Source organism: Synechococcus sp. RC10A2 (genome assembly GCF_047502605.1).
Map to the genome: position 1 here is coordinate 1 of NZ_JANSHP010000108.1, position 21,696 is coordinate 21,696.

The window sequence follows — 21,696 nt, forward strand, 5'->3', positions numbered from 1 at the left end:
AGAGCGGGGCTTCCAGGACTACGTCCCGCTAGCGCGAACGGCGGATTAGCTAAAGACAGGGATCGTCTGCCAGAAGAATTGCGCCAACACTTCACAAGGATAGGCACTCGAGAACGGCTCGGGCGCATCTTGTCCAAGCGACGCTGCGGGGGCAGGGATCCCCTCTGTTGCTGCGCCCACCCCCAACCCAATGGCCGACGATCCGGCCTCCGAAGGACAGGGGATCCCGCCCTGGTCTTGTTACAGAAATTTAGAATCGTTACAATAGTTAGCATCTTTGCATTGCAGGTTGCATCTCATGGCACTCACTCAGCAGTTTCCCGTGCTGCTCGTCTCGGTTTTGCGTCACGACAGCGTTCCTCCGCGGTGGTCCCAGTTGGGGTGGACCGTCTTGCGGGTGGTGGCGGGGCTATTCATGATTCACAACGGCCTCGACAAGCTGGCCGATATCGAAGGGTTTGCGGCGGCCTATGTGGAAGTGATCGGCTTGCCGTTCCCCATCTTTTTCTCCTATGTAGCCGCCTACACTGAACTGATCGCAGCTCCCCTGGTGGCCCTGGGCCTGTTCACGCGGCCCGCCGCATTGAGCCTGGTGGCCACGATGGCGGTGGCCATGTTTCACCACATCAAGGTGGCCGGCTTCAGCATTCCTTACCTGGAGCTATCGGCCATCTACGCGGCCATCTTCTTGGCCTTTGCCGTCAATGGCGGCGGTTGGTTCTCTCTGGATCAGCTCTTGGTGAACGGCATTGAGGCGGGGCTGAACCGCTCCAGCCGACAAAAGTTGGAGAGCTTGCAGTCTTCGCTGCAGGCCACCGAGCAGGTGCTCGCCCTGGGCGAGCAAGAGGCCGAAGCTGCCCAAACCCCTCGCTCCTAAGCCAACTTCCCAGAGGGAGAGGGGACCGGGGGTGAGGGCTAAAGGCGGCTGGCGGCCCGCTCCATCAGGCGTTGGTGGGTGGAGCGTACCGGCTCTCCCGGCTTGGGCTGTCGCTGTACGTAGGTGCCATCGGGACGCAATTCCCAAGCTTGCCGGTTATCCGTCAGACAGATCTCCAAGATCGCCTTCAGCTCTTGCTGCAACAGGGGATTCTCTACAGGGGTTACCACCTCGACGCGGCGATCCAGGTTGCGGGTCATGTAGTCGGCGCTGCCGATGAAGTACTCTTCCTGGCCGCCGTTGTAGAAGTAGAAGATGCGGGAGTGCTCCAAGAAGCGCCCGATGATGCTGATGACACGGATGCGCTCGCTCAGGCCCGGGATCCCTGGCTTCAGGCAGCACATGCCACGTACAATGAGGTCGATCTCCACCCCTGCCTGGCTGGCCTCGTAGAGCACTTGGATCATGCGCGGGTCGGTGAGGGAGTTGACCTTGACGATGATGCGTCCCCGCTGGCCGGCTTGGGCATGGCGCATCTCTCTCCGGATCAAGGCTTCCATCCCCTGGCGCAGGGTGCGAGGGGCCACCAGCAGCTTGCGGAAGTGCCGTTGCCGCGAATAGCCCGTCAGCAGGTTAAACAATTCTGTTACATCGTTACAGAGAGTCTCATCGCAGGTAAACAGGCCCAAGTCAGTGTAGATGCGGGCGGTCTTGGGGTTGTAGTTGCCGGTGCCGATGTGGACATAGCGGCGCAGGGATCCCCCCTCTTCCCGCACCACCAGCGCCAGTTTGCAGTGGATCTTCAGCCCCGGCAGGCCGTAGGCCACGTGCACCCCAGCTTTTTCCAGCTTCTTGGCCCAGAGGATGTTGTTTTCTTCGTCGAAACGGGCTTTGAGTTCCACCAGGGCGGCCACCTGCTTGCCGTTCTCGGCAGCCTGGATGAGGGATCCCACCACCGAGGAGTCGCCGGAGGTGCGGTAGAGGGTTTGCTTGATGGTGAGCACCTGGGGATCGTTGGCCGCCTCCTCCAAAAACCGTTCCACACTGGCAGCAAAGGAATCGTAGGGGTGGTGCACCAGCAGATCCCCTTCCCGGATGACGGAGAAGATATCCACCGGCTCATCGCTGACCGAGGCAGTACGCAAGCGGGGAGGGGTGACGGGCCCCCAAGGGGGATCTTTTAAATCAGGGCGGTTGAGGTTGAGAAACGCCATCAGCCCCCCCATGTTGAGGAGCCCATCCACCTCGTAAACGGAGTCGGCATCCAGATGCAGCTCTTCGCACAGCCGTTGGCGAATGGCAGAGGGCATCGACTTGGCGATCTCCATGCGCACCACCGAGCCAAAGCGCCGTTTGCGCAGCTCTTCTTGAATGGCTGCCAGCAGATCGTCGGCCTCGTCCTCTTGGATCTCCAGATCGGCGTCGCGAGTGATGCGGAAGGGGTAGTACTCCAGCACTTCCATGCCCACGAACAGGGCCTCCAGGTGATGGGCGATCACCTGATCCAGCGGCACGAAGCTCACCCCGTCCCGCAGCGGCACAAAGCGGGGCAGGGTGTTGGGCACCTTGACGCGGGCAAAGTGTTCCTTGCCGGTCTCCGGATCCCGCACCACCACCGCCAAGCTGAGGCTGAGGTTGGAGATATAGGGAAAAGGATGGCCCGGATCCACCGCCAAGGGGGTGAGCACGGGAAACAGGCGGCGGTCGAAATACTCCCGCAGCTCCTGCCGCTCCGGTTCGGCCAGCTCGGAAAAATCGCGGATGTGAATGCCCTGTTCCGCCAGCTTAGGCACCAGTTCCTGCCGAAAACACTCGTGTAACTTTTGAATCAGGGGGCGCAGGCGATTGGAGATCTGCCGCAACTGCTGCTGCGGTGTGAGGCCATCTGGAGTCAGCACCAACACACCCGTCTCCAACTGACGGCGAATCACCGCCACTCGCACCATGAAGAATTCGTCCAGGTTGCTCTCGAAGATGGCCAGAAACTTCAGCCGCTCCAACAGGGGAGTGCGCTCGTCCAGAGCCTCGTGCAACACTCGGGCGTTGAACTCGATCCAGCTCAGCTCGCGGTTGAAATACTGCTCCGGCAAGGCATAGCCCTCCTGGATGGGCGCAGTCGGGATCCCGGGCTGTCCGGCATCGGGATGGCAGCCTGTCGCGTCGGGGTTGTGGGGCGACAAGGGAGAGTCCGTTTCCTGGGGGCGCGGAGTCATGGTGGCAGAGGTCTGGGTTGTCTCAAACACGTCAACAACGGCTGCAGCCGACCCCATCCTATCCTGCTGGGTTCTGCTTAGACGAAACGGAAGTAGCCACAACAGGCTTGGGCGGACGTTCTGGCAACAGCCCTTGGGAGCGCGTGAGAAGAATCACCTGCAGCAAGATCCCGATCAACAAAATGCGCAAGGGGCCGGCCCGGGTGGCCCATTGGGGCGGCAGACGGTTGGTCAACCATTCGCTGCCCGACCACACGCCCCAAATCACCAGCGCCCCCAGCAGGGCGCCGCGGTTGTTGCCGCTGCCCCCGGCAATCAACATCACCCAGACGATGAAGGTGGCAAACTCCGGCTGGAAGGCTTCCGGGCTGATGAAGTTGACAAAATGGGCATAGAGCGCCCCCGCCAGCCCCATGAGCATGGATCCCAGGACAAATGCCTGCAAACGAAACTGGAGCACATCTTTGCCAGCGGCTAGGGCTGCCGGCTCGTCCTCGCGGATAGCCCGCAGCACCCGTCCCCAAGGAGAGCGATAGGCCCGCTCGCTCAGCCAGTAAACCACCGCCAAGACCAGCAGCACCAAGCCCAAGTACAGCAGCGTATCCTGTCCTGGGATCCAGCCGCGAAAGGGCCGCGGAATGCGGGTGATGCCACGCACGCCGTTGGTCAGCCAGCCCTCGTTTTTCAGGATTTGGCTGATGATCTCGGCAATGCCGATGGTGGCGATGGCCAAGTAGTCGGAGCGCAGCTTGAGGGTAATCAAGCCGATCAAGAAGGCGATCGCCCCGGCGGCGACCACCGCCATGGCAAAGCCCACCCAGAACGGCAGATCGAACCCGCCCAGGTGCTCAGGGGTGGGCGGCGTCGTGGCAATGGCGCTGGCGTAGGCCCCCACAGCAAAAAAGGCCCCCACCCCAATGTTGAACATGCCGGCGTAGCCCCACTGGATATTGAGGCCCAGCACCAGCACGCCGTAGATCCCCACCAAAACCAAAAAGAAAATGGCGTAGCTCAACATCAGGCCCGTCCTCCCAACAGCCCTGTGGGCCGCAAGATCAGCAACAGCACCAGAATGGCAAAGGCCACCCCCGTCTTGTAGGCTGGGCTGAGCACCAAAGTAGAAAACTCCTCCGCCAGGCCAATCACCAGCCCCCCGGCGATGGCCCCGTAAGGGCGACCAATGCCGCCGAGGATGGCTGCAGCGAAAACGGGCAACAGCAGCCGCCAGCCCATGGTGGGGTGCAGCCGCGTATCCAGGCCCAGGAAGATGCCCGCCACACAGGCCAAGGCGGCGCCAATGGCCCAAGTCCAGAGAATGATCCGCTCCGTATCGATGCCGGTCACCTTGGCCAAGTCAAAATTGTCGGCCATGGCCCGCATGGCTTTCCCCACCCGCGTGTGCTGCAAAAACAGGTGCAGCGCCACCACCAACAGCGCCGTTCCCACCAGAATCGCTACCCAATCCGGCTTGACGCGCAGCCCCCAAAACTGCCAGGGCAACTGGATGCCGCTGCGGTACACCTGGTTGTTGGGCCCCCAGAGAATCTGCACCAAGCTGCGCAAGATCAGGGCCGTGCCAAAAGAAGAGATCAGCAAAATCACCGGCGCTTCCCGGCGCAGGCGGCGATAGACCAGTTGGTCGATCCCCACCGCACACAGTGCTGTCGCCAAGGCCGCCGGGATCCAGCTCACCTCTAGCGGCCAACCCCAGCCGACAAACGTCAGGGCAAAGTAGGCCCCCAAGGTCATCAGATCCCCGTGGGCAAAGTTGGCAAAGCGCAAAATGCCAAACGTGAGAGACACCCCAATCGCCCCCAAAGCATAGATGCTGCCCAGGACGAGGCCGTAGATGAACAGTTGCAACAGTTGGGTCACACCTGCCCCCGCAATACCCTGCCCTGATGATGCCACAGCGGGATCCCATCCGGCCCAGCGGCAGGGTAAAGCTAGGGTAGGAGAAAGCGCGCAAGAGAGAGAGCCATGCAGCCCAGTTCTTCTCGGATCCTAGGTTGGCTAGTGGTTTTGGCCCTGCTGAGCGCTGCCTGTGGTGGGCCGGAGCCACCCCCGGCCAGGGATCCCGAGGCTCCTTCCGCACCCATCTCCACCCCCCAGTTGATCTACGAAGACATCACCCTCACCCAGGCCAAACCCGATGGTGGCCTGCTCTGGCGCCTCCAGGCTCGCCTGGCCGAATACGAGTCCCCCCCAGAAAATGGCACCACTCCCGTGCAGTTGGGATCCGCCCATTTGCAGTCTATCGAGGGAGAGTTTTTCGACGCAGAGGATCGCGCCATTCGCGTCCGGGCCGAGCGGGGATCCGCCTACCCCGGCGAGCGGCGGCTGGAACTGACGGGCCAGGTGGAGGTGGAATCGGAGCGGGACAACCTGCGCCTGCAGGCAGAGCGGCTGCAGTGGTTGCCGGAACAGCGCCTCCTCGAAGCCGAGGGCCAGGTGCAGGTGGAGCTGTTGGACGGCCGGGGATCTCTGGAGGGGGATCGCTTGCGCATCGACTTTGGCCAAGCCCAGATGCAACTGGAGAATCGGGATCCGAGCCAACCGGTGCGGGCCAAGTATCGGGATCCGGAGCTGGAGCTGGCCGCCCACCGTTTCTTGTGGGAATTTGGCGCCGGCGAGGTGCAGGCGCTGGGAGCAGTCGAGGTGGATGCCCCCCAGCAAAGGGTGCGCCTCAGCGGCGAGCAGTTGCGGGCTCCGCTGCCCCTAACCGAGCTGCGCCTGCTGGGCAACGTGAAAGCCAAAGCCGTTCGCGTTGGCGGGACGGAGTCCCTGCAAACCGGCCAAGAGTTGCAGGCCCAAGAGATCCGCTGGCGCATCGGCTCCACCCAACTGCAGGCCCTGGGCAATGTGCGCTACCGCCAGCCCGGACAAGCCCTGACCGTGAGCGGCGACAGCGGCATCCTAGACTGGCAGGCCAACACCGCCCGGATCCAGGGCAACAGCCAAACCCAGCTCACTTTGCCCTAGGAGCCGGCGACAAAGGGCCGACAGGAGCATGTCAAGATAGTTTAAGAACCGTGTTGGGTGGGTTGTGGTGAGGAGTTCAGCAATGGCAGAGGCCGCCTTGGGGGAACGCCCCAACATTCTGTTGATCGTGCTCGATACCCAACGGGCGGATCGCCTTTCCTGCTACTGGTCAGAGGAAGAGCGGGCCCGCCAGGTGCCCACCAGCCCCAACCTGGATCGGCTGGCGGCAGAATCCACCCTCTTCGAGCGGGCCATCGCCCCCGCCCAGTGGACGATCCCCTCCCACGCCTCCCTGTTTACGGGGGAATATCCCAGCACCCACCAGACTGTCCAGGCAGACCTGGAGCTGAGCCCCGCCCTGCCCACCCTGGCGGAGCTGTTGAAACTGGGCGGCTACACCACCGTGGGCTTTTGCAACAACCCCCTGGTCGGGATCCTGAAAAACGGGCTGCGGCGCGGCTTTGACACCTTCTACAACTACGGCGGGGCCCTGCCCACCCGCCCCCCCGAAGGCAATCCCTTGCCCACCCCCCTCAACCGCTGGCTGGCCGCCTACACCCAGTTTTGGCGCCGCCTCTCCTACCCGGTGCAAAACGCCTTTGCCCGCTCTGATACTCTCTTCCAACTGGCGCTGCACCCCTGGTTTGCCTCCCTCTGGACCCGGCTGATGAACTTCAAGGGCAACACGGCTGCCTCCATTGCTGACCTCAACGGTTACTTGCAGCAGATGGCCCGCCGCCAGTTGGATGGGCAAGCGCCGCCCTTCTTTTGCTTTGTCAACCTGATGGAGCCCCACCTGCCCTACTGGCCGCCGGAGCCCTTTGTGCAGAAATATGCTCCCTACTTCAAGACCAACCGCGAGGCGCGCGACTTTTTGCGGGAGTATAACGCCCAGCCCTACCGCTGGATGGCGCCCCTGCCCCAGCCGCTTTCCCCGCTGCAGGCCCAGGTGCTCAGGGACATCTACGATGCCGAGGTGGCCTACCAGGATCACCTGCTGGGATCCGTCTTCGAGACCCTGCGCCACACCGGCCTAGAGCAGAACACCCTGGTGGCCATCGTCGCCGATCACGGCGAAGGCTTAGGGGAACACGACTTTGTCGGCCACGCCTTTGTGGTTTACGAAGAGCTGATCCGCGTCCCCCTGATCCTGCACTACCCCGGCTACTTTCCAGCAGGAAAGCGCGTGGCCACCCCCGTTTCCACCCGCCGCCTCTTCCATACTCTCTTGGAAGCAGCCGGCTTCCGCCCCAGCCTTTCTCTAGCCAACGGCGCCCCCCGCGTCAGCCTCCAGCTTCGCCGCGAGATCGCCCGCCTCAGCCTGAGCCGCACCCTGGCCGGCGAGGATCCGGAGCAGGGAGTGGTGCTCAGCGAAGCCTTCCCGCCCCAGATTCTCCTGCGCGCCATGGAAAACCGCAACGACAACCTGCTGCAGGCGCGCGCCTGTTACGACACCCGCCGCGCTCTCTACGAAGGGGTGACCAAGCTGATCCAAACCGGAGATCGCCCCAGCCTCTACAACCTGGAGCAGGATCCGGCGGAACTGCAGGACTTGCTGGCGGCCGGGATCCCTTCTGAGCCGGGATCCCTTTCCCCCCAGGCTTGGCTAGACCGCCTGCGGCAAGGGCTGAGGCAGTGGTTGGAGTGGGCAGAATCGCGCCGGCCCAGCACCGCTCCTCGCCGAGTTGACATGGAAAGCAACACAGACTTGGTGCGGCGGATGCAAGAGCTGGGCTACCTGGAGTAGGAGCTATTCCAGCTCTCCCTCTTCCCCCCAATGATCCCGCAGGTAGCCGTTGAGATCATCATAGACATCGGTCTCCTCGGGATCCGGTGTTGGCCAGTCCTCGTTCTGCCCGCCGATGATGACGCGGCTGAGGTTAATGTACTCGAGGCTGAGGGTGCGCAGGGCGTTGATCAGCACATCCAGCGCCAAGGCATCGGCCGTGCCCAGGTCAAACCAGCAGCGGGCCCAGTTGCCCTTTTCTTCCAAGGATCCCATGTTGTGCATCAGGGAGGTCAAGGGAGCTGAGTCGCTGGGGTACTCCAAATAGCTCAGATCCACCTCCGCCTCTTGGGCCACCAGGCGCTCGGCGTTGAATCCCCCCAGCTTGCCCAGCACATACCAGGATTCCAGCACCTCCTTGAGGTACTCCAGCTCCGCTGGAACCGGCGGCTCCGCAAACTCAAACCAGATCCAGAGATTTCCCGGATCGCACTCGCGAAACTCCACTTGCATGGACGGTTCCTCGGCTAGGCCTAGCCATCGATCTTAATCTGGCCCAGCTTACTGGTTTCTCCCCAGAGGGCAAGGATCCTCCTGGCGTCAGCGCTTAGGGAACACCGTTCCGCTTGCGCGAGCAGCGACAGCACCTACCGTTGGGGCCTGCGGCCCGCTGACGCGAGGGGGTCTCCCCAGCCAGTTGCTCAAACGCTCCGCGCTGCTGATGCGACCAGCCGCGGCCCCTCTCCCAAGAGGAGCTAGCCCTCACCCCCAGCCCCTCTCCCAAGAGGAGAGGGGAGTTTGGGATCGAGGCGACAGGCGGTCTCATCGCTGTTGGAACGGCCATAGGGGGGAGTCTCCCCGCCCCAGACAAGGCCAAAGCATCCTATACTGTTGCGGCGGTAGAAATAAGCGGGAAGCTGCTGCCTATGTCTGAACTTCTCCCCTTGCCCTCGCTCCATAACCAGGTGGCGGTGGTCACCGGAGCCAGCCGGGGCATTGGCCGGGCCATTGCCCTTCACTTGGGGGCGATTGGCGCCAAGGTGGTCGTCAACTACGCTCGCTCCGCCGCCGAGGCCGAGTCGCTGCTGCAGGAGATCGCCGCCCTGGGGGGCGAAGGGATGGCTGTGGCCGCCGATGTCTCCCAGCCGCAGGCGGTGGAACAACTCTTCGAGCAGGTGATGGGGCGCTGGGGCCGGGTGGACGTGCTGGTGAACAATGCCGGCATGGCCCGCGACACCTTGCTGCTGCGCATGAAGCCGGAAGACTGGCAGGCGGTGCTGGATCTCAATCTCACCGGCGTCTTTCTGTGTCTGAAGGCGGCCGCCAAGATCATGGTCAAGCAGCGGCAGGGACGCATCATCAACATCACCTCGGTGGTGGGCCTGGTGGGCAATCCCGGCCAGGCCAACTACAGCGCCGCCAAAGCAGGGGTGGTGGGCCTGACCAAGACGGCAGCCCGCGAGCTGGCCAGCCGCAACATCACCGTCAACGCCGTCGCCCCCGGCTTTATCACCACCCAGATGACCGAGAAGCTGGATCCCGGCCCCATCCTGGCCCAGATCCCCCTGGGGCGACTGGGATCCCCGGCAGAGGTGGCGGGGCTGGTGCGCTTTTTGGCGGCCGACCCGGCGGCAGCCTACATCACCGGGCAGGTCTTCGCCATCGACGGCGGCATGGTGATGAGCTAGAGCTGTTTCCCCTTACCCCCCAGGTCTAGAAGTGCTGCCAGCTCGGCAAAGCTGTCCACCACGGCATCGGCCCCCGCCCGGCGCAGTTCCTCGGCGGTGAAAGCAGTGGTCAGGCCAACCGCCCAACAGCCGGCCCTCTTGGCGGCGCGGATCCCGTGGGTGGAGTCTTCGACCACCAAACACAGACTGGGATCCAAGCCCACCTTGGCAGCCGTTTTCAAGTAGGGCTCGGGGTCGGGCTTGGCCCGCCGGATATCTTCGGCAGTAACCACGGCGTCGAACCAGCGGCCCAGGTTAAAGCGCTGAAAGATCTGCTCTTGATCCCGACGGGTGGCTGAGGTGGTGAGGGCCAGGGCTGAGAAGCGGCGGCGGCTGGCCGCCAAAAACTCCAGCACCCCCGGCACCAGCGGCACCTCCCCCAGCAGCTCGCCAAAAGCCTTGGCCTTTTCCTCGATCAAACGCTGCACCAGCAGGGATCGTTCCGCAGGCGGGGTGTCCGTCAGGTGTTCCACAAGATACTCGAACATGTCCCGGTCGGTGCGCCCCTTAAACTGCAGGGAGATGGGGGCCAGATCCAGAGAGATCTGACAGCGCTGCAGGGCGATAGTCCCGGCGCGGGCGTGGATCGGCTCCGAATCCACGATCACCCCGTCCATATCCAAAAGCAGGCCGGCAGTCGCGTCAGCGGCGCGGAGCATTTTGGGCGGCATAGACCGTTGGGCAAGCGCGGGACAGGGATCCCCTCACCAGCAAGGCTGCTCTGTCGCCATCCCCCAGCCACAAAAGCGGCTGGCAACCTGCCAGATGGGATCCAACACATCCGTCAGGGCGTGGTCACTCTCCACCGCCACCAGTTGGGCCCAGGGGCGACGGGCCACATAGTCTCGGCTGGCTTGAATGGGGATGGTGTCGTCTTGGATCCCATGCACAATTAGGGTGGGCACAGGCCGGCGCAACGCCCCATCCGGGTAGCGTTGGGCATCGGTGACAAAACCGTACTCCAACGGCAGCGGACGGCCTTCTCCGTAGTGAAATACTGGCATTTGGCCGGTGCGTTGCCAGCTTTCCACCGCTTCCGTCCCCAGCCGCGGCAGCCAATGGCCCAGAAAGCCAAAGGCCGGTGCCAAGAGCACCAGACGCTGCACGCAGGGTTGCTGCTCGGCCACCCAGGCGGCCACCAGTCCCCCCAAGCTCGAACCAATAAGGGTAACGGGAGGATGGCCCATTTGCGCCAACTGCTCAGAAACCTGCCGGATCTGGCGGGTCAAGGTAAGCTGGGCAAAGTTGCCCTGGTTGAGATCGGGCACCTGCAGAGGGATCCCAAGCTGCTGCAGCCGCTGCCGGAAAAAAGTAGCCTTAGCCGATTGAGGCCCAGAGCCGAATCCGTGCAAGTAGATGACCGCCACGATGACAGGGATCCCTAGGGGCCTGTGGCTGCCGAGAGCCAGCCTGCCCCCAACACCACGCTGATGGAGAGGAAGAGGGTGGCCACCGTCCAGGTGATGCGGTTGAGGTTCTGCTCGGCACTTTTGGAGCTGGAGAACAATTGGGCCTGGCCGCCAATGCCCGCCAGCCCATCCCCTTTGGGGCTATGCAACAACACCAGTATCACCAGCAAAACGGCCGAGGCAGACCAAAGGAACTCGAAGAAGGCTTCCATCGCAGAGGATCCCACTAGGGCACGTTGCTGAAGCTATTATCGCCTGTATCTCCACCCTGGCACACCCTGCGCTCCCCTTCCAAAATCCATTAGATTGGAGTTTCAGCGTGGGATCTCTCACTGCCAACTTTTCCCTCTCTGGGGGACGTTATACAGCCGAGCCTGACCCCGTCTTGACACTTCCCCGACTAAGGGGGGGATTCTTACGCAGTTCAAAAACGAACTTGTAAAGGCGTTGCCAAACCGCCTCTAGACAGTTCTTTCAGTCAAAGCCCCAAGGTTCTGCTTACTTGTCTGATCGCGTCAGCGGGACGGAGTCCTTGCAGGTTGGCCGAGAGGTTGGCATCTCGCAGACGCTTGCCACCGGTCGGGTTTTTCACCGTGATTAGAGGCTCGCCTGGGAACGGTACGCCTCGTCTACACTATTGGCAAGCAACTAAAGCTGCTTACGGGCTTTTCCGCTCCGCACTAAAGTACGGGGCTAGCAAGCTATCCTTCTGTATTGCTGGTGTCCTGTATGAGCTCTCTTCCGCCTCTTCTGAGCGGGGCCATCGCGTGGCTATTGCTACTCTTGCCGTTGTGGACGGTGGCCAGAGCAGTCGCGGACTTCTTGCATCAAGCTCAACAGATGCACCGCATCCCCTGCCACAAGTGCAGGTTTTACAGCGGCGATCCCCACCTCAAGTGCGCTGTCCATCCTCAGCAAGCTCTGACAGAGGCGGCAATCGGCTGCCCCGACTGGCTTCCAATTTCTGGAGATCCTCGCCAGGGGAGCGCAGTAACCAACAACTGAGCTGCCAGAAGGTGATACTTGCGAGTTTCCCAGGGGATCCCCTAAGTGGGGGGAAACAGTCTCTGATGAACATCGCCGACAAAGGCTTCCACCGCTTCTCGGATCACCTCTCGCAGGTTGGCGTAGGCTTTGGCGAAGGGCGGGATCCGCTCGCTGAGGCCGAGCAGGTCGTGGGTGACGAGAATTTGGCCGTCGCAGGCCGGGCCAGCCCCAATCCCCAGAGTCGGGATCCCGACTTGCTGGGTGATCTGGGCAGCCAATTCCGCCGGCATGTGTTCCAAAACCAGGGCAAAGGCTCCTGCTCGCTCTAGGCTCAGGGCTTCCTGGCGCAGCCGCTCCGCCTCCGAGGGGGTTTTCCCCTGCTGGCGATACCCCCCCAGTTGATGTTTGGCCTGTGGGGTGAGGCCGATGTGGCCCAAGACCGGGATCCCTCGCTGGACCAGAAAGGCCACTGTTTCCACCATGTCTGGGTAGCCCCCCTCCAGCTTCACCCCATTCACCCCTGCCTCCTTCATCAGACGTCCTGCCGAGAGGAGGGCCTGCTCTTTGCAGACTTGGTAGCTCAAGAAAGGCAAGTCGGCCACCAAAAAGGCTCGTTCTACGCCGCGGCGCACTGCCTGGGCGTGGTGGATCATCTGTTCCAGAGTCAGGGGCAAGGTGCTGCTGTGCCCCAAGCTGGTCATGGCCAGGCTGTCGCCTACTAAGATCAAGTCGATCCCGGCCCGATCCAAGATCTGCGCTGTGGCGTAGTCAGCAGCCGTGAGGGCCACCAACGGTTGACCCGCCTGTTTGGCCTGGCGAAAGTGGTGAATGGAAAGGGCAGCCATACCTCTATGATCTCATTTGCCCCGCCATTTCCGGCTGGTCGGGCCGTACCCCCCAAGGGCTTTGGCCCTGGGGTGCTTGGCCAGCTTGCATCTGCCCCATTCCACGAGAGGGGATCCGGGCAGGATAGCCCGTTTGCCGCTAAGATGGTAAAGCCCTATGCAGACTGGAAGGGTGACAGAGTGGTTGATTGTGACGCTCTCGAAAAGCGTTGTGGCCGCAAGGTCACCGTGGGTTCGAATCCCACCCCTTCCGTCCTCGATCAATCCAATGGCGCTCAACGCTGCCAACGCCCGCTAGGGTCAGCATCCGGCCCTCTCCACCTCCGCCAAAGCCCCCGGCAGCCCTGGACTGGCTGGGATCCCTCGCTTTATTAAGTCCCACCTCAGCTTCCTGAAACCTGGATCTCAGGAGGGCACCTTTGCGGATTGGCCCGGCAGGGCTTTCGAGGACTTGTCGCTTAACCGGTCTTCTTGGCTCCCATGTTCACCGCCCCTGCTCTGCAAGCGCAACTGCATCCCCTCATCCAGCGCCTTTCGGAGGCGATTCTGAGCATTTGGGGATCCCACCTCAGCCTGGCTCCCTATGCCCTGCCGGCGGAGCTGGGCTATGTGGAGGGCCGCCTGGAAGGCGAGAAACTGCAGATCGAAAACCGCTGCTACCAAGGGGATCCCTTTCGCAAGCTGCACCTGGAGCTGGCCCAGGCCGGGCAAAGCCTGGATATCCTCCACTGCGTCATGTTTCCGCAGCCGCAGTACCCGCTGCCGCTGTTTGGCTGTGACATTGTGGCCGGCCGCGGCCAGGTGAGCGCCGCCATCGTCGATCTCTCGCCGGTCACCCCCACTTTGCCGGATCCCTACATTCAAGAGCTGGAAGCCTTGGGAGCTCATCTCGCCCCTTTCCAAAACCGGCGCCAGTTGCCGCCGTGGGGGACGATTTTTTCTCCCTACTGCCTGTTCATCCGGCCCGGCGATGAGGCGGAAGCCGACCGCTTTTTGTATTTTGCCTGCCGTTACCTGGAAATCCACTGCCGGCTGGCGCAACAGATCCCCCCGCAGACAGATCCTGTCCAGATCCTGGCCCACTACCAAGGGCAGCAGCGCTACTGCAGCCAACAACAGCAAAACGACCGCACCCGCCGCGTTTTGGAAAAAGCTTTTGGCCCCGCCTGGGCCGAGCGCTACCTGAGCACCGTCCTTTTCGATTTGCCCCCCAGTCCTATGCAGATCTAGTGCCGATTAGACGGGATCCCCTTGCAGCCGCTGCTGGATGCTCAACGCCAATTTTTGCCCTAGGAACTCCGGCAGGGTTGGAGTTGCATCCGGCCCCAGCAAGTAGAAAATGAAGCGCGTCTGCTTGCGGCGGAGCATCAGATTGAGGTGAACAACGGTCAACTCCTCCTGCGCCAGAGCGGTCATCACCCGGTAAAACACGCCCGGCTGGTTGTCCACATCCACCAACAGCGTGGGCAGATGAAACACCGGGTCAAAATAAAAAGAAACCTGGGTGTCTTTCAAGCCGGCCTTGAGATCAAACTCCAGCGCCAAGGTTTCGTGAACGGGAAACACCCCCGCCAAGCACTCGTGAATAGCCCGTTCTAGGTTGAGCTTGGTCTGGGCAGAAAGGCTGTGGCCATCGCGCGAGACGGTGACGCGGATAAACACCAAGTGCGGTGAGTAGATCTGCCCGTAAAGGTGGATGCCGTGCACCGAGAGATTGAAAGCGGTGAGCACCCCAAACAGGTCGCTGAGCAGAGAAGGGCGGTTGCGATAGGCCAGACAAACCACCGTCTTGCTGCGCTCGTCCCGCATCTGTACCACGGCCTTGCGGGTTTGGTAGAGGGCATAGGCCAAGCGCAGATTTTGAGCCTGCACCTCGCTGCTGACGAACTGGCTATAAAAAGGCGGAAAGCTGCGGTTAAAGCGCTGCATGAGAGCCGTTCGCGCCAGCGGGACGGAGTGCTTGCGAGTGCTGACTGCGAGCGGCTGGGGATCCTCGTGGCCAGCCCTTTCCCCTCTGGCAAGAGGAGCCACCTTCGGCTGCTGCGCTGACTGCTCGGTTGACATCGACTTTGCCGCCTGCATTGCTTCCTCTCCATCGTTACTCAGCATGCCCCGGCCAAACCTCATCTATCAGTAAAATCACTGAGGCTGGAAAGCACGTCAACGCTGTACCCAATTCTTGTTCAATGCTTTTGGATTTAATCTATCTCACAAGGCCGAGCTGGGCATCCAAGGAACCGCTGAGGGCCATCCCCCAATTGGGGGGAAGTCCATCCCTGCGTCGCTGCCAAGCCGACGGGTGTGCGCCTTCAAATCCCAGACCAACCAGGAACAGTGGGGCAGGCTCTTAAAGCCTAAACTATGAATTGAGGGGAGAACTGCAATTTTTGATATAGAGTGCTGGATTAAGTGCTAGCCTGCTGGCAACTTGGAGCGCTATTCTGTTAGCCAAAACTTCGGTTTTCCTTAGGTTTGTTGAAGGGATCCCCGTGAGCACAACCGTTGCCGACCCCAGCCTGCTCTCGCCTGCCCAAGCGCCGGATCCCGGTGGGGCCTGGTGGGCTCTCAACATCATCGCTTCCCCTGCCCAGGAGGATCAGATCTTTTGGCGGCTGGAGAGCTTTGGCTGTCAGGGCATGGCCAGCCAGGCTCATGGCGAAGATCGAATCAGCATTCACGCCTATTTGCCCTGGTTCCGCGCCACCCTTTTGGATTTGGCCGCTCTGGCGCTGCGCCTGCGGCAAGACGCCCTTGTGGCTGGCCAGCCCATCCCCAAACTGCGCTGGGAACGCATAGAAGCGGAGGATTGGAGCAACAGTTGGAAGCAGCACTGGCAGCCCGAGCCAGTTGGGGACAAGCTGCTCATCTGTCCGGCCTGGCTGGATCCCCCCCCCCATCCCGGTCGTCTCCTGTTGCGGCTGGATCCGGGCATGGCCTTTGGCACGGGCACGCACCCCACCACCCAGCTCTGCCTGGAGGCTTTGGAGATGCGCCTGGGGGCGGGCACAGAGGGGGTAACAGTGGCCGATGTGGGCTGTGGATCGGGCATTTTGTCGGTGGCGGCGGCTCTTTTGGGGGCAAAGCGGGTGTTTGCGGTGGACATCGACCCGCTGGCGGTGCAGGCCACGCTCCACAACCGCGACCTCAACGGCCTCACCGATCGCATTGTGGTGGCCCAGGGGAGCCTGGAGCACATTCCCGAGATGGTGGACGGGCTGGTGTGCAACATTCTGACGGACGTGATCCTGGATATGATCCCAGAGTTTGGCCTGGTGGTGAAAAAGGGGGGGTGGCTGATCCTCAGCGGTATCCTCCTCGAGCAGGCCAAGTTGGTGGCGGAGATGTTGGAGGCCAACGAATGGGCGGTGGCAGCCCTCTGGCGACGGGGAGAATGGTGCTGTCTGAACGCACGCATGACCTGAGTTCTCTGCCCCGCCTGGCCATCGACCCGGCTCAACGGGATGCCGGCGGTGTTCTCCGTTTAACCGGCCCGCAAGAGCACTACTTGCAGCGGGTGCGCCGCCTCAAGCCGGGGGATCCGTTCTTGGTTTTGGATGGCTCCGGCAAGCTGTGGCTGGCCCATTGGCAGCCGCAGGGATCCCAGGTTATGGGCGAGGTGGAGGCGCTGCCGCGGGAGCTGCCCGTTTATTTGCATCTGGGCTTGGCAGTGGTCAAGGGGCCGGGGTTTGACGAGGTGTTTCGCCAGGTCACCGAGCTGGGAGCGGCGCGCATTACCCCTCTGCTGACGGAGCGCACCGTGGTGGAGCCGGGATGGGGCCGGCGGGAACGCTGGCAGAAAATTGTGCAGGAGGCCGCCGAACAATGTGAGCGGCTGCGCTGGCCCCAGGTTGATCCCCCTACCCCTTGGACAAGTTGGCTGGCCGAGCTCAAAGCCGATTGGTGGGGCATTGCTGTGGCGCGGGAGAACGCTCCCCTCCTGCTGCAAGCCCTGCCGAAGCTGAGGCTCTCGGAGAGGGATCCCGTCTTGGCGGTGGCCATCGGCCCAGAAGGCGGCTGGACGGAGGCCGAGCGCCGTCAGGCGGAAGCCCATGGCGGAGTGCCGGTTTCCCTGGGCACCACCATTTTGCGCTCCACCACCGCCGCTGTGGCTGCCAGCAGCCAAGTGGCCGCCACCTACTCCTGTTGGGGTTTAGCTCAGGCTCAGCTTGCCCCGTCGGCAATGGGGAACGCGGCTGCCGATAGCCGATAATCGATAATTGAGTTGATAGGAAAAAACTGACGCCGACCATTGGCGCAGCAAGCCGTGGTTCTGGGCGGGGGAGAACAGGCATGGAGATGATCCAGGCGGTGCGCGGCACCCGAGATATCCTGCCGCAGGAGGTACGGCTTTGGCAGCAGGTGGAGGCCAGCGCCCGCGAGATCTTGGGGCGAGCCAACTACCAGGAGATCCGCACCCCGATTCTGGAGCTGACAGAACTCTTTGCCCGCAGCATTGGCAGCGCCACCGACGTGGTGGGCAAGGAGATGTACTCCTTTAGCACCCGCGGCGAGCAGGAGGTGAGCCTGCGCCCCGAGAACACCGCCGGCGTGGTGCGGGCCTACATCCAGCATGGGTTGCAGGTGGCCGGCGATGTGCAGCGCCTCTGGTACTGTGGGCCGATGTTTCGCTATGAGCGTCCCCAGGCGGGGCGGCAGCGCCAATTCCACCAGTTGGGGGTGGAGCTGCTGGGCAGCCGCGATCCCCGCGCCGATGCCGAGGTCATCGCCTTGGCCTGGGATCTGCTGCGGGCAGTGGGGGCGGAAAACCTCACCTTGCGGCTCAACTCCCTCGGGGATCCGCAGGATCGGCGGGCCTATCGCCAAGCCCTGGTGGACTACCTTACCCCTTTGAAGGAAGAGCTGGATCCGGACTCCCAGGAGCGCCTTGTCCGCAACCCGTTGCGCATCCTCGACAGCAAGGATCCCCATACCCGCACCATTGCTGAACAAGGGCCCAAGCTGCCCGATTACCTCAGTGCTGACTCGCGGGCCTTCTTCGAGCAAGTGCAGGCCCATCTCCAAGCCCTAGACATTCCCTATGAGCTGGATCCCTACCTGGTGCGCGGCCTGGACTACTACACCCACACCGCCTTTGAGATCGTCTCGCCGGAGCTGGGATCCCAGAGCACCGTCTGTGGGGGTGGCCGCTACGACGGTCTGGTGGAGGAGCTGGGCGGGCCTCCCACCCCGGCGGTGGGCTGGGCCATCGGCCTGGAGCGGCTGGTTTTGCTGCTGCAGAAGAAACAACAGGAGATTCCGCCAACATCGGTCGAGGTTTACGTGATCTCCCGCGGCGCCAAAGCGGAGGCCCAATCCCTTCAGATTGCCCAAGCTCTGCGCCAAGCCGGCTTCTGCACCGAGCTGGATCTGAGCGGCAGCGCTTTCAGCAAGCAGTTCAAGCGGGCCAGCCGCAGCGGTGCGACCTGGGCTGTCGCGCTGGGGGATGCGGAAGCTGCGGCCGGGGAGGTGCAGCTCAAGCACTTGCCCACGGGGCAGCAGCAAACCCTCTTGCAAGCTGACCTGGTGAAGTATTTGGTGTCCCAGAGGTGAGGGAGCGATGTTGAGTTTTTGGGTGCGGCGCAACGGCCGAGAAGACTGGCAGCCGGTACCAGCCGAGGGAGCCATTCTGGAAGAGGACACCTACACCATCGTTGCCCGTTCTCCCCAGCCCCACTTCACCATCACAGTGGAAGTCCGCCAGCGCCCTCTGCCGACCGAAAATAGCGGATCCCCAGCGGTAGCCAACCCCAAGACAGCCGCCTCGCTCATGCAAACCCGTTCTGTTCGCACCAACGAGGAGGGGATCGGCGTCATCCTGCCGGCCACCCACCTCGCCCCTGGTTTTTGGGAGTTGCACTGCCGAGATGCCGATTTGATCGCCGAGTTATTTGGCGAGGCGGAGCTGAACAATTGCCTGCGCTTCCAGGTTGTGCCCGCCCCGGTGCAGCGGAAACAGGCACTATCCCCGGCGGCCCAAGAAGTCGCGTCTGAACCTCCTGAGCTGGCTCAGAAAAAAGAGGTTGCCATCCCGCCAGAGCTGTTTTCCCTGATGCACAGCGAATTGGAGGGATCTCCGGGGGAAGTGCTGGTGGTGACGGGGCGGATTGGCTGTAGTGGCGAGCTGCGGGTACGAGTTTGGCAAGAAGATGAAGGGGAGCAGAGCCCGGTTTTCGAGGGGCAACGGCTGATTCAATTTCCGACTGAAGCCCGGACGGCAGTGTTCAGCATTCCCATCACCCTGCCGAGCCATACCTGGAGCCGTCCGCTGCGGGGGGAACTGCGCCTCACTCCCTCTTCCTGGTCGGATCCAGAGCCGCTGCGGATCTCCTTTTCCGTTCGCTGTCGCGGCCAGGGGGAAGTCCTCCCACCCTCCCCAGGGATCCCTGCCGGTCAGCAGCGGCAAGAAGAAACGCCAGCCGCAGCCGGCAGTTCTTCCCCGCCCTCACCCTTGCTGTCCCCCGAACGCACCCTGCAGAAGTTGTTGCGCATCTCGCAGCGCAGCGCCCCTGCGGAAAAAGAGGAGGCTGGAGAAGTTTTGGGCCCGCTTCAGCCAGAAGAGCTCCCAGCCTCCCTAGCAGACACCGCGCCCGAACCTGCCGCCCAACCTGAGGTTGGGCCAGTGCCCATCTCATCCTCTTCTCCACCACCCCAACCTGAGCCACCTCGCGAGGAGGCGGTTCCGCCGCCACCGCTCGCCGCCGCCAGTCCGGGAACCTCGCCTCTTTCCCCGCAGGTGCCGGGAGCTTGCCCGGCGCCGCAACTGGTGGTGCCTGAGCAACTGCGGGCAGGTGACAACTTCGATGTAGTGCTGCGTTTGCCGGCTTCCGTCAATTCTGCCAGTAGCTCCACCGCTCAGCCTCCTTTGTGGATTAAGTTTTGGGTCAAGCACGGTCACACCCGCTCTTTGGTGGATGGCCCCCGGTGGTTGTTGGACTTCTCCCGCGACGAGCAGGGGCGGTGGCAAGCCCTCACCCGCATGACCATCCCCCCTGGCGTCCCTGAGCTCATCTTCGAGGCTTGGGCCGTCAGCCCGGATCGCCAGCAGCAAAGCGACCGCGTGACGGAGCGCCGTTCTATCCTGCCTTAGGGAGTGACCAGTCTCTAGTCTTGAGCAGACCGCACCATCAGCACGGGGCAGCCGATGTGCACCCGCACATAGTCGGAGATGGAGCGCCCCAGCAGGCGATCCAAATCGGGGATGCTGCGGGCAATGCTGGGCCGGCGATCTGGGGATCCCATCACCAGCAGGTCGGCCTTGCTCTCTTCCGCCAGGCGCACGATCTCGGCGCCGGGATCGCCGACCGCCGTAAACACCCGGTGGGGGATTTGGCGGCTTTTGAGGGTGGCAATGGCCTTATCCAAAGCCTCGTCCCGGCCTTGGGCATCGGCATCCAGTTGCACCGAGGCCAAAAAGATCTGGGCCCCTGGGATGCCGGCAACCAGATCCAGGGCCGTGGCAAAGGCGGCCTGGGCGGCGGGGGAGTTGTTGAGGGCCACCATGACGTGGCTGGGGTATTTGACGTAGGCGTCGTCTTTGACCAGCAGCATGGGGCAGGAGGCGAGCTGGAACACGTATTGGCTGACCGAGTTCTGCAAAATGGCCATGAGGCGGTTGCGCCCCCGCGATCCCATCACGATCAGGGGATCGGGCAGGGACTCGGCCACCTGCAGCACCACCACCTTGGGATCCCCTTCCACCAGTTGCGTGCTGATCTTTAGCCCTGGGCGGGGGGGGAAAGTCTGCAGGGTTTGGGCCAGCAGTTCCTGCCCCTTTTGCCAGGCAGCCCGCATCTCCTCGGCAGAGGTCTGGGAAGGCACCGCATGCAGCAATGTCACGTGGCACTGGGCAAAGGCCGGCAGAGACAGAAGGGTATGCACCATTTGCTCGGTGGGGCCGCTGCCGTCGATAGCGGCAATGAGGTTCTCAAATCGAGGCATGGGATCCGTTCTCCGGGCCGTAGTTTGCCAAGACTCATCCTAGATCTGCCCCTGCGGATCCCTGTTACCGTAGGGGATATCCTGCAACATTTTGTTGGGTTTCAGTAACTTAGCCACACATAGCCGGTAAAGCCGCCGCCGGCATTGGTGTTGCGACCGGCCAGGAACTGAAACCCCCCCAAGCCCAGCGTTAACCCTCCCTCCAGCCGCCAGTTGAGCTGGCCAGAAAGCTTGAGGTTGTCGTAGTCGGGATCCTGAACCGCCAAATCCCCGAACAACAAAGGCGCGCCGTTGCCCAACGTAAAATCCCCATCCAAAGCCAGGATGGCCTGCAGCTCAGGAGTCAAATCGGCCCCAAGGGTTAAGTTGGCCTTGACCCGATCCCCGGGATAGCCCAAGTAATCTCGGAACGTGAGGCAGGAGTCGAAAAAGGCGGGCAGGGATCCCAGCTCGACATTAGCCGCCGCTCCCAAGCTGAAGTCGTAGCCGAAAACCCCATAGCCCAGGGGCAGGGAGGTGTTCTGGGTGGCATATCCCGGCGGGATCAGGGCCGTCAATTGCGCCGAGAAAAAGGGATCCCCCTCTCCCCAAGTATGGCGCAGGCCCAGCTCCAGATCCCGCAGGCCCTGGTTGCGCTGGGTTACAAGCTGGTCGCCGCTAGCAAAGCGATTTTCCAAAAAAACATAGCTGGTGTTGAGGTTGAGGGTGAGGCGATCGCTGAGGCCGGTTTCGGCAAACAGGTTGAGGCGGGTCTCGCCGTACTCTGAAGGGGCCTGCTGCAGGCGTCCCCCCTGGTCAAAGCGGGTGCGGGGTTGGTACACCTCGGGCTGGAGGGAAAAAAACGTCTGACCTGCCCCGCGCGGAAAGCCACAGCCCGCCCAGGCCGGCAGCTCCCACCCCCCCAGGGCAAGGCCCAGGGCCAGCAGCCAGCTTCTGGTAATTGCAAAAGGCTTCATCTAGGGATCCCTCTCTTCTTTTCCCGGCAACAGCAG

Annotated in this window: 21 protein-coding genes and 1 tRNA gene; 11 read left to right on the top strand and 11 right to left on the bottom strand. The window is 62.5% G+C overall.

Going from position 1 to position 21,696, the window contains the following annotated elements; genetic code table 11:
• Positions 1 to 298: 298 nt before the first annotated feature.
• Positions 299 to 877 carry a DoxX family protein gene (locus NW848_RS15180; RefSeq protein WP_414508805.1) on the top strand — a complete coding sequence of 193 codons (579 nt, stop codon included), beginning with the start codon at positions 299 to 301 and terminating at the stop codon, positions 875 to 877.
• A 38-nt stretch (positions 878 to 915) separates the two neighbouring features.
• Here the strand turns inward: NW848_RS15180 and NW848_RS15185 are convergent, their stop codons facing one another.
• The 3 genes from NW848_RS15185 to NW848_RS15195 are packed head-to-tail and all read right to left on the bottom strand — an operon-like array spanning position 916 to position 4,965.
• Positions 916 to 3,090, bottom strand: a complete 2,175-nt coding sequence (locus NW848_RS15185; RefSeq protein WP_414508816.1) for an RNA degradosome polyphosphate kinase — start codon at positions 3,088 to 3,090, stop codon at positions 916 to 918.
• A 58-nt stretch (positions 3,091 to 3,148) separates the two neighbouring features.
• Positions 3,149 to 4,108, bottom strand: coding sequence for a branched-chain amino acid ABC transporter permease (locus NW848_RS15190; protein ID WP_011431272.1), 960 nt, complete (start codon positions 4,106 to 4,108; stop codon positions 3,149 to 3,151).
• Positions 4,108 to 4,965, bottom strand: a complete 858-nt coding sequence (locus NW848_RS15195) for a branched-chain amino acid ABC transporter permease (protein ID WP_011431273.1) — start codon at positions 4,963 to 4,965, stop codon at positions 4,108 to 4,110. Before NW848_RS15195 ends, NW848_RS15190 begins: the two co-directional genes overlap by 1 nt.
• A 105-nt stretch (positions 4,966 to 5,070) precedes the next feature.
• Here NW848_RS15195 and lptC point away from each other — a divergent pair, with 105 nt between their 5' ends.
• Together lptC and NW848_RS15205 are read left to right on the top strand one after the other, a co-directional pair.
• Positions 5,071 to 6,072, top strand: a complete 1,002-nt coding sequence (gene lptC / locus NW848_RS15200; protein ID WP_414508806.1) for an LPS export ABC transporter periplasmic protein LptC — start codon at positions 5,071 to 5,073, stop codon at positions 6,070 to 6,072.
• Between the two features lie 82 nt (positions 6,073 to 6,154).
• Complete coding sequence (locus tag NW848_RS15205; RefSeq protein ID WP_099835766.1) at positions 6,155 to 7,819, top strand: sulfatase; 1,665 nt, start codon at positions 6,155 to 6,157, stop codon at positions 7,817 to 7,819.
• Positions 7,820 to 7,822: 3 nt separating this feature from the next.
• Here the strand turns inward: NW848_RS15205 and NW848_RS15210 are convergent, their stop codons facing one another.
• Positions 7,823 to 8,311, bottom strand: a complete 489-nt coding sequence (locus NW848_RS15210) for a DUF3531 family protein (RefSeq protein ID WP_011431276.1) — start codon at positions 8,309 to 8,311, stop codon at positions 7,823 to 7,825.
• Positions 8,312 to 8,742: 431 nt separating this feature from the next.
• Between NW848_RS15210 and fabG the strand changes: the two genes are divergently transcribed.
• The gene (gene fabG / locus NW848_RS15215) at positions 8,743 to 9,486 is read left to right on the top strand and encodes a 3-oxoacyl-[acyl-carrier-protein] reductase (protein ID WP_228375524.1); all 744 of its coding nucleotides are present in this window, start codon (positions 8,743 to 8,745) and stop codon (positions 9,484 to 9,486) included.
• On the opposite strand, the gene NW848_RS15220 is transcribed toward fabG, so the two are convergent.
• Genes NW848_RS15220 through secG form a run of 3 tightly spaced genes read right to left on the bottom strand, consistent with a single transcriptional unit; the run spans position 9,483 to position 11,146 of the window.
• Positions 9,483 to 10,196, bottom strand: a complete 714-nt coding sequence (locus tag NW848_RS15220) for an HAD family hydrolase (RefSeq protein ID WP_414346158.1) — start codon at positions 10,194 to 10,196, stop codon at positions 9,483 to 9,485. The two genes, fabG and NW848_RS15220, sit on opposite strands and share 4 nt — an antisense overlap.
• A 33-nt stretch (positions 10,197 to 10,229) precedes the next feature.
• The gene (locus tag NW848_RS15225; protein ID WP_414508807.1) at positions 10,230 to 10,892 is read right to left on the bottom strand and encodes a YqiA/YcfP family alpha/beta fold hydrolase; all 663 of its coding nucleotides are present in this window, start codon (positions 10,890 to 10,892) and stop codon (positions 10,230 to 10,232) included.
• A 14-nt stretch (positions 10,893 to 10,906) separates the two neighbouring features.
• Entirely contained in the window at positions 10,907 to 11,146 is a 240-nt protein-coding gene (secG, locus tag NW848_RS15230; RefSeq protein WP_011431281.1) for a preprotein translocase subunit SecG, read from the bottom strand.
• A gap of 517 nt (positions 11,147 to 11,663) precedes the next feature.
• On the opposite strand from secG, the gene NW848_RS15235 reads away from it, so the two are divergent.
• Entirely contained in the window at positions 11,664 to 11,939 is a 276-nt protein-coding gene (locus NW848_RS15235) for a hypothetical protein (protein WP_414508808.1), read from the top strand.
• 41 nt (positions 11,940 to 11,980) lie between these two features.
• Here NW848_RS15235 and panB read toward each other — a convergent pair whose 3' ends face one another.
• Positions 11,981 to 12,766: a 3-methyl-2-oxobutanoate hydroxymethyltransferase gene (gene panB, locus NW848_RS15240; RefSeq protein WP_011431283.1), complete on the bottom strand. Its 786-nt coding sequence runs from the start codon at positions 12,764 to 12,766 to the stop codon at positions 11,981 to 11,983.
• A 166-nt stretch (positions 12,767 to 12,932) separates the two neighbouring features.
• On the opposite strand from panB, the gene NW848_RS15245 reads away from it, so the two are divergent.
• Both NW848_RS15245 and NW848_RS15250 read left to right on the top strand, forming a co-directional pair.
• Positions 12,933 to 13,019: transfer RNA gene (locus NW848_RS15245), tRNA-Ser, on the top strand.
• A gap of 227 nt (positions 13,020 to 13,246) precedes the next feature.
• Positions 13,247 to 13,996: a phycocyanobilin:ferredoxin oxidoreductase gene (locus NW848_RS15250; protein WP_099812816.1), complete on the top strand. Its 750-nt coding sequence runs from the start codon at positions 13,247 to 13,249 to the stop codon at positions 13,994 to 13,996.
• A gap of 6 nt (positions 13,997 to 14,002) precedes the next feature.
• Here NW848_RS15250 and NW848_RS15255 read toward each other — a convergent pair whose 3' ends face one another.
• Complete coding sequence (locus tag NW848_RS15255) at positions 14,003 to 14,830, bottom strand: hypothetical protein (RefSeq protein ID WP_206336831.1); 828 nt, start codon at positions 14,828 to 14,830, stop codon at positions 14,003 to 14,005.
• A 452-nt stretch (positions 14,831 to 15,282) separates the two neighbouring features.
• On the opposite strand from NW848_RS15255, the gene prmA reads away from it, so the two are divergent.
• The 4 genes from prmA to NW848_RS15275 all read left to right on the top strand — a co-directional run bounded on the left by prmA (position 15,283) and on the right by NW848_RS15275 (position 19,853).
• Entirely contained in the window at positions 15,283 to 16,188 is a 906-nt protein-coding gene (prmA, locus tag NW848_RS15260; RefSeq protein ID WP_049749840.1) for a 50S ribosomal protein L11 methyltransferase, read from the top strand.
• Positions 16,158 to 16,976: a 16S rRNA (uracil(1498)-N(3))-methyltransferase gene (locus NW848_RS15265; protein WP_011431287.1), complete on the top strand. Its 819-nt coding sequence runs from the start codon at positions 16,158 to 16,160 to the stop codon at positions 16,974 to 16,976. The genes prmA and NW848_RS15265 overlap by 31 nt, the downstream gene beginning before the upstream one ends.
• Positions 16,977 to 17,056: 80 nt before the next feature.
• On the top strand, positions 17,057 to 18,316 hold the full coding sequence (gene hisS / locus NW848_RS15270) for a histidine--tRNA ligase (protein ID WP_099812814.1): 1,260 nt from the start codon (positions 17,057 to 17,059) through the stop codon (positions 18,314 to 18,316).
• Between the two features lie 7 nt (positions 18,317 to 18,323).
• Positions 18,324 to 19,853, top strand: coding sequence for a hypothetical protein (locus NW848_RS15275; RefSeq protein WP_011431289.1), 1,530 nt, complete (start codon positions 18,324 to 18,326; stop codon positions 19,851 to 19,853).
• A gap of 14 nt (positions 19,854 to 19,867) precedes the next feature.
• On the opposite strand, the gene NW848_RS15280 is transcribed toward NW848_RS15275, so the two are convergent.
• Both NW848_RS15280 and NW848_RS15285 read right to left on the bottom strand, forming a co-directional pair.
• Positions 19,868 to 20,704 carry a universal stress protein gene (locus tag NW848_RS15280; RefSeq protein ID WP_414508809.1) on the bottom strand — a complete coding sequence of 279 codons (837 nt, stop codon included), beginning with the start codon at positions 20,702 to 20,704 and terminating at the stop codon, positions 19,868 to 19,870.
• A 101-nt stretch (positions 20,705 to 20,805) separates the two neighbouring features.
• Positions 20,806 to 21,660, bottom strand: a complete 855-nt coding sequence (locus NW848_RS15285; protein ID WP_414508810.1) for a hypothetical protein — start codon at positions 21,658 to 21,660, stop codon at positions 20,806 to 20,808.
• Between the last annotated feature and the right edge of the window lie 36 nt (positions 21,661 to 21,696).

Excerpts from the sequence above, each read along its gene's own strand:
- NW848_RS15180 (WP_414508805.1), top strand. The coding sequence starts at position 299 with ATGGCACTCACTCAGCAGTTTCCCGTGCTGCTCGTCTCGGTTTTGCGT.
- NW848_RS15185 (WP_414508816.1), bottom strand. The coding sequence starts at position 3,090 with ATGACTCCGCGCCCCCAGGAAACGGACTCTCCCTTGTCGCCCCACAAC.
- NW848_RS15190 (WP_011431272.1), bottom strand. The coding sequence starts at position 4,108 with ATGTTGAGCTACGCCATTTTCTTTTTGGTTTTGGTGGGGATCTACGGC.
- lptC (WP_414508806.1), top strand. The coding sequence starts at position 5,071 with ATGCAGCCCAGTTCTTCTCGGATCCTAGGTTGGCTAGTGGTTTTGGCC.
- NW848_RS15205 (WP_099835766.1), top strand. The coding sequence starts at position 6,155 with ATGGCAGAGGCCGCCTTGGGGGAACGCCCCAACATTCTGTTGATCGTG.
- NW848_RS15210 (WP_011431276.1), bottom strand. The coding sequence starts at position 8,311 with ATGCAAGTGGAGTTTCGCGAGTGCGATCCGGGAAATCTCTGGATCTGG.
- NW848_RS15220 (WP_414346158.1), bottom strand. The coding sequence starts at position 10,196 with ATGCCGCCCAAAATGCTCCGCGCCGCTGACGCGACTGCCGGCCTGCTT.
- secG (WP_011431281.1), bottom strand. The coding sequence starts at position 11,146 with ATGGAAGCCTTCTTCGAGTTCCTTTGGTCTGCCTCGGCCGTTTTGCTG.
- NW848_RS15235 (WP_414508808.1), top strand. The coding sequence starts at position 11,664 with ATGAGCTCTCTTCCGCCTCTTCTGAGCGGGGCCATCGCGTGGCTATTG.
- panB (WP_011431283.1), bottom strand. The coding sequence starts at position 12,766 with ATGGCTGCCCTTTCCATTCACCACTTTCGCCAGGCCAAACAGGCGGGT.
- NW848_RS15250 (WP_099812816.1), top strand. The coding sequence starts at position 13,247 with ATGTTCACCGCCCCTGCTCTGCAAGCGCAACTGCATCCCCTCATCCAG.
- NW848_RS15255 (WP_206336831.1), bottom strand. The coding sequence starts at position 14,830 with ATGTCAACCGAGCAGTCAGCGCAGCAGCCGAAGGTGGCTCCTCTTGCC.
- NW848_RS15265 (WP_011431287.1), top strand. The coding sequence starts at position 16,158 with ATGGTGCTGTCTGAACGCACGCATGACCTGAGTTCTCTGCCCCGCCTG.
- hisS (WP_099812814.1), top strand. The coding sequence starts at position 17,057 with ATGGAGATGATCCAGGCGGTGCGCGGCACCCGAGATATCCTGCCGCAG.
- NW848_RS15275 (WP_011431289.1), top strand. The coding sequence starts at position 18,324 with ATGTTGAGTTTTTGGGTGCGGCGCAACGGCCGAGAAGACTGGCAGCCG.
- NW848_RS15280 (WP_414508809.1), bottom strand. The coding sequence starts at position 20,704 with ATGCCTCGATTTGAGAACCTCATTGCCGCTATCGACGGCAGCGGCCCC.
- NW848_RS15285 (WP_414508810.1), bottom strand. The coding sequence starts at position 21,660 with ATGAAGCCTTTTGCAATTACCAGAAGCTGGCTGCTGGCCCTGGGCCTT.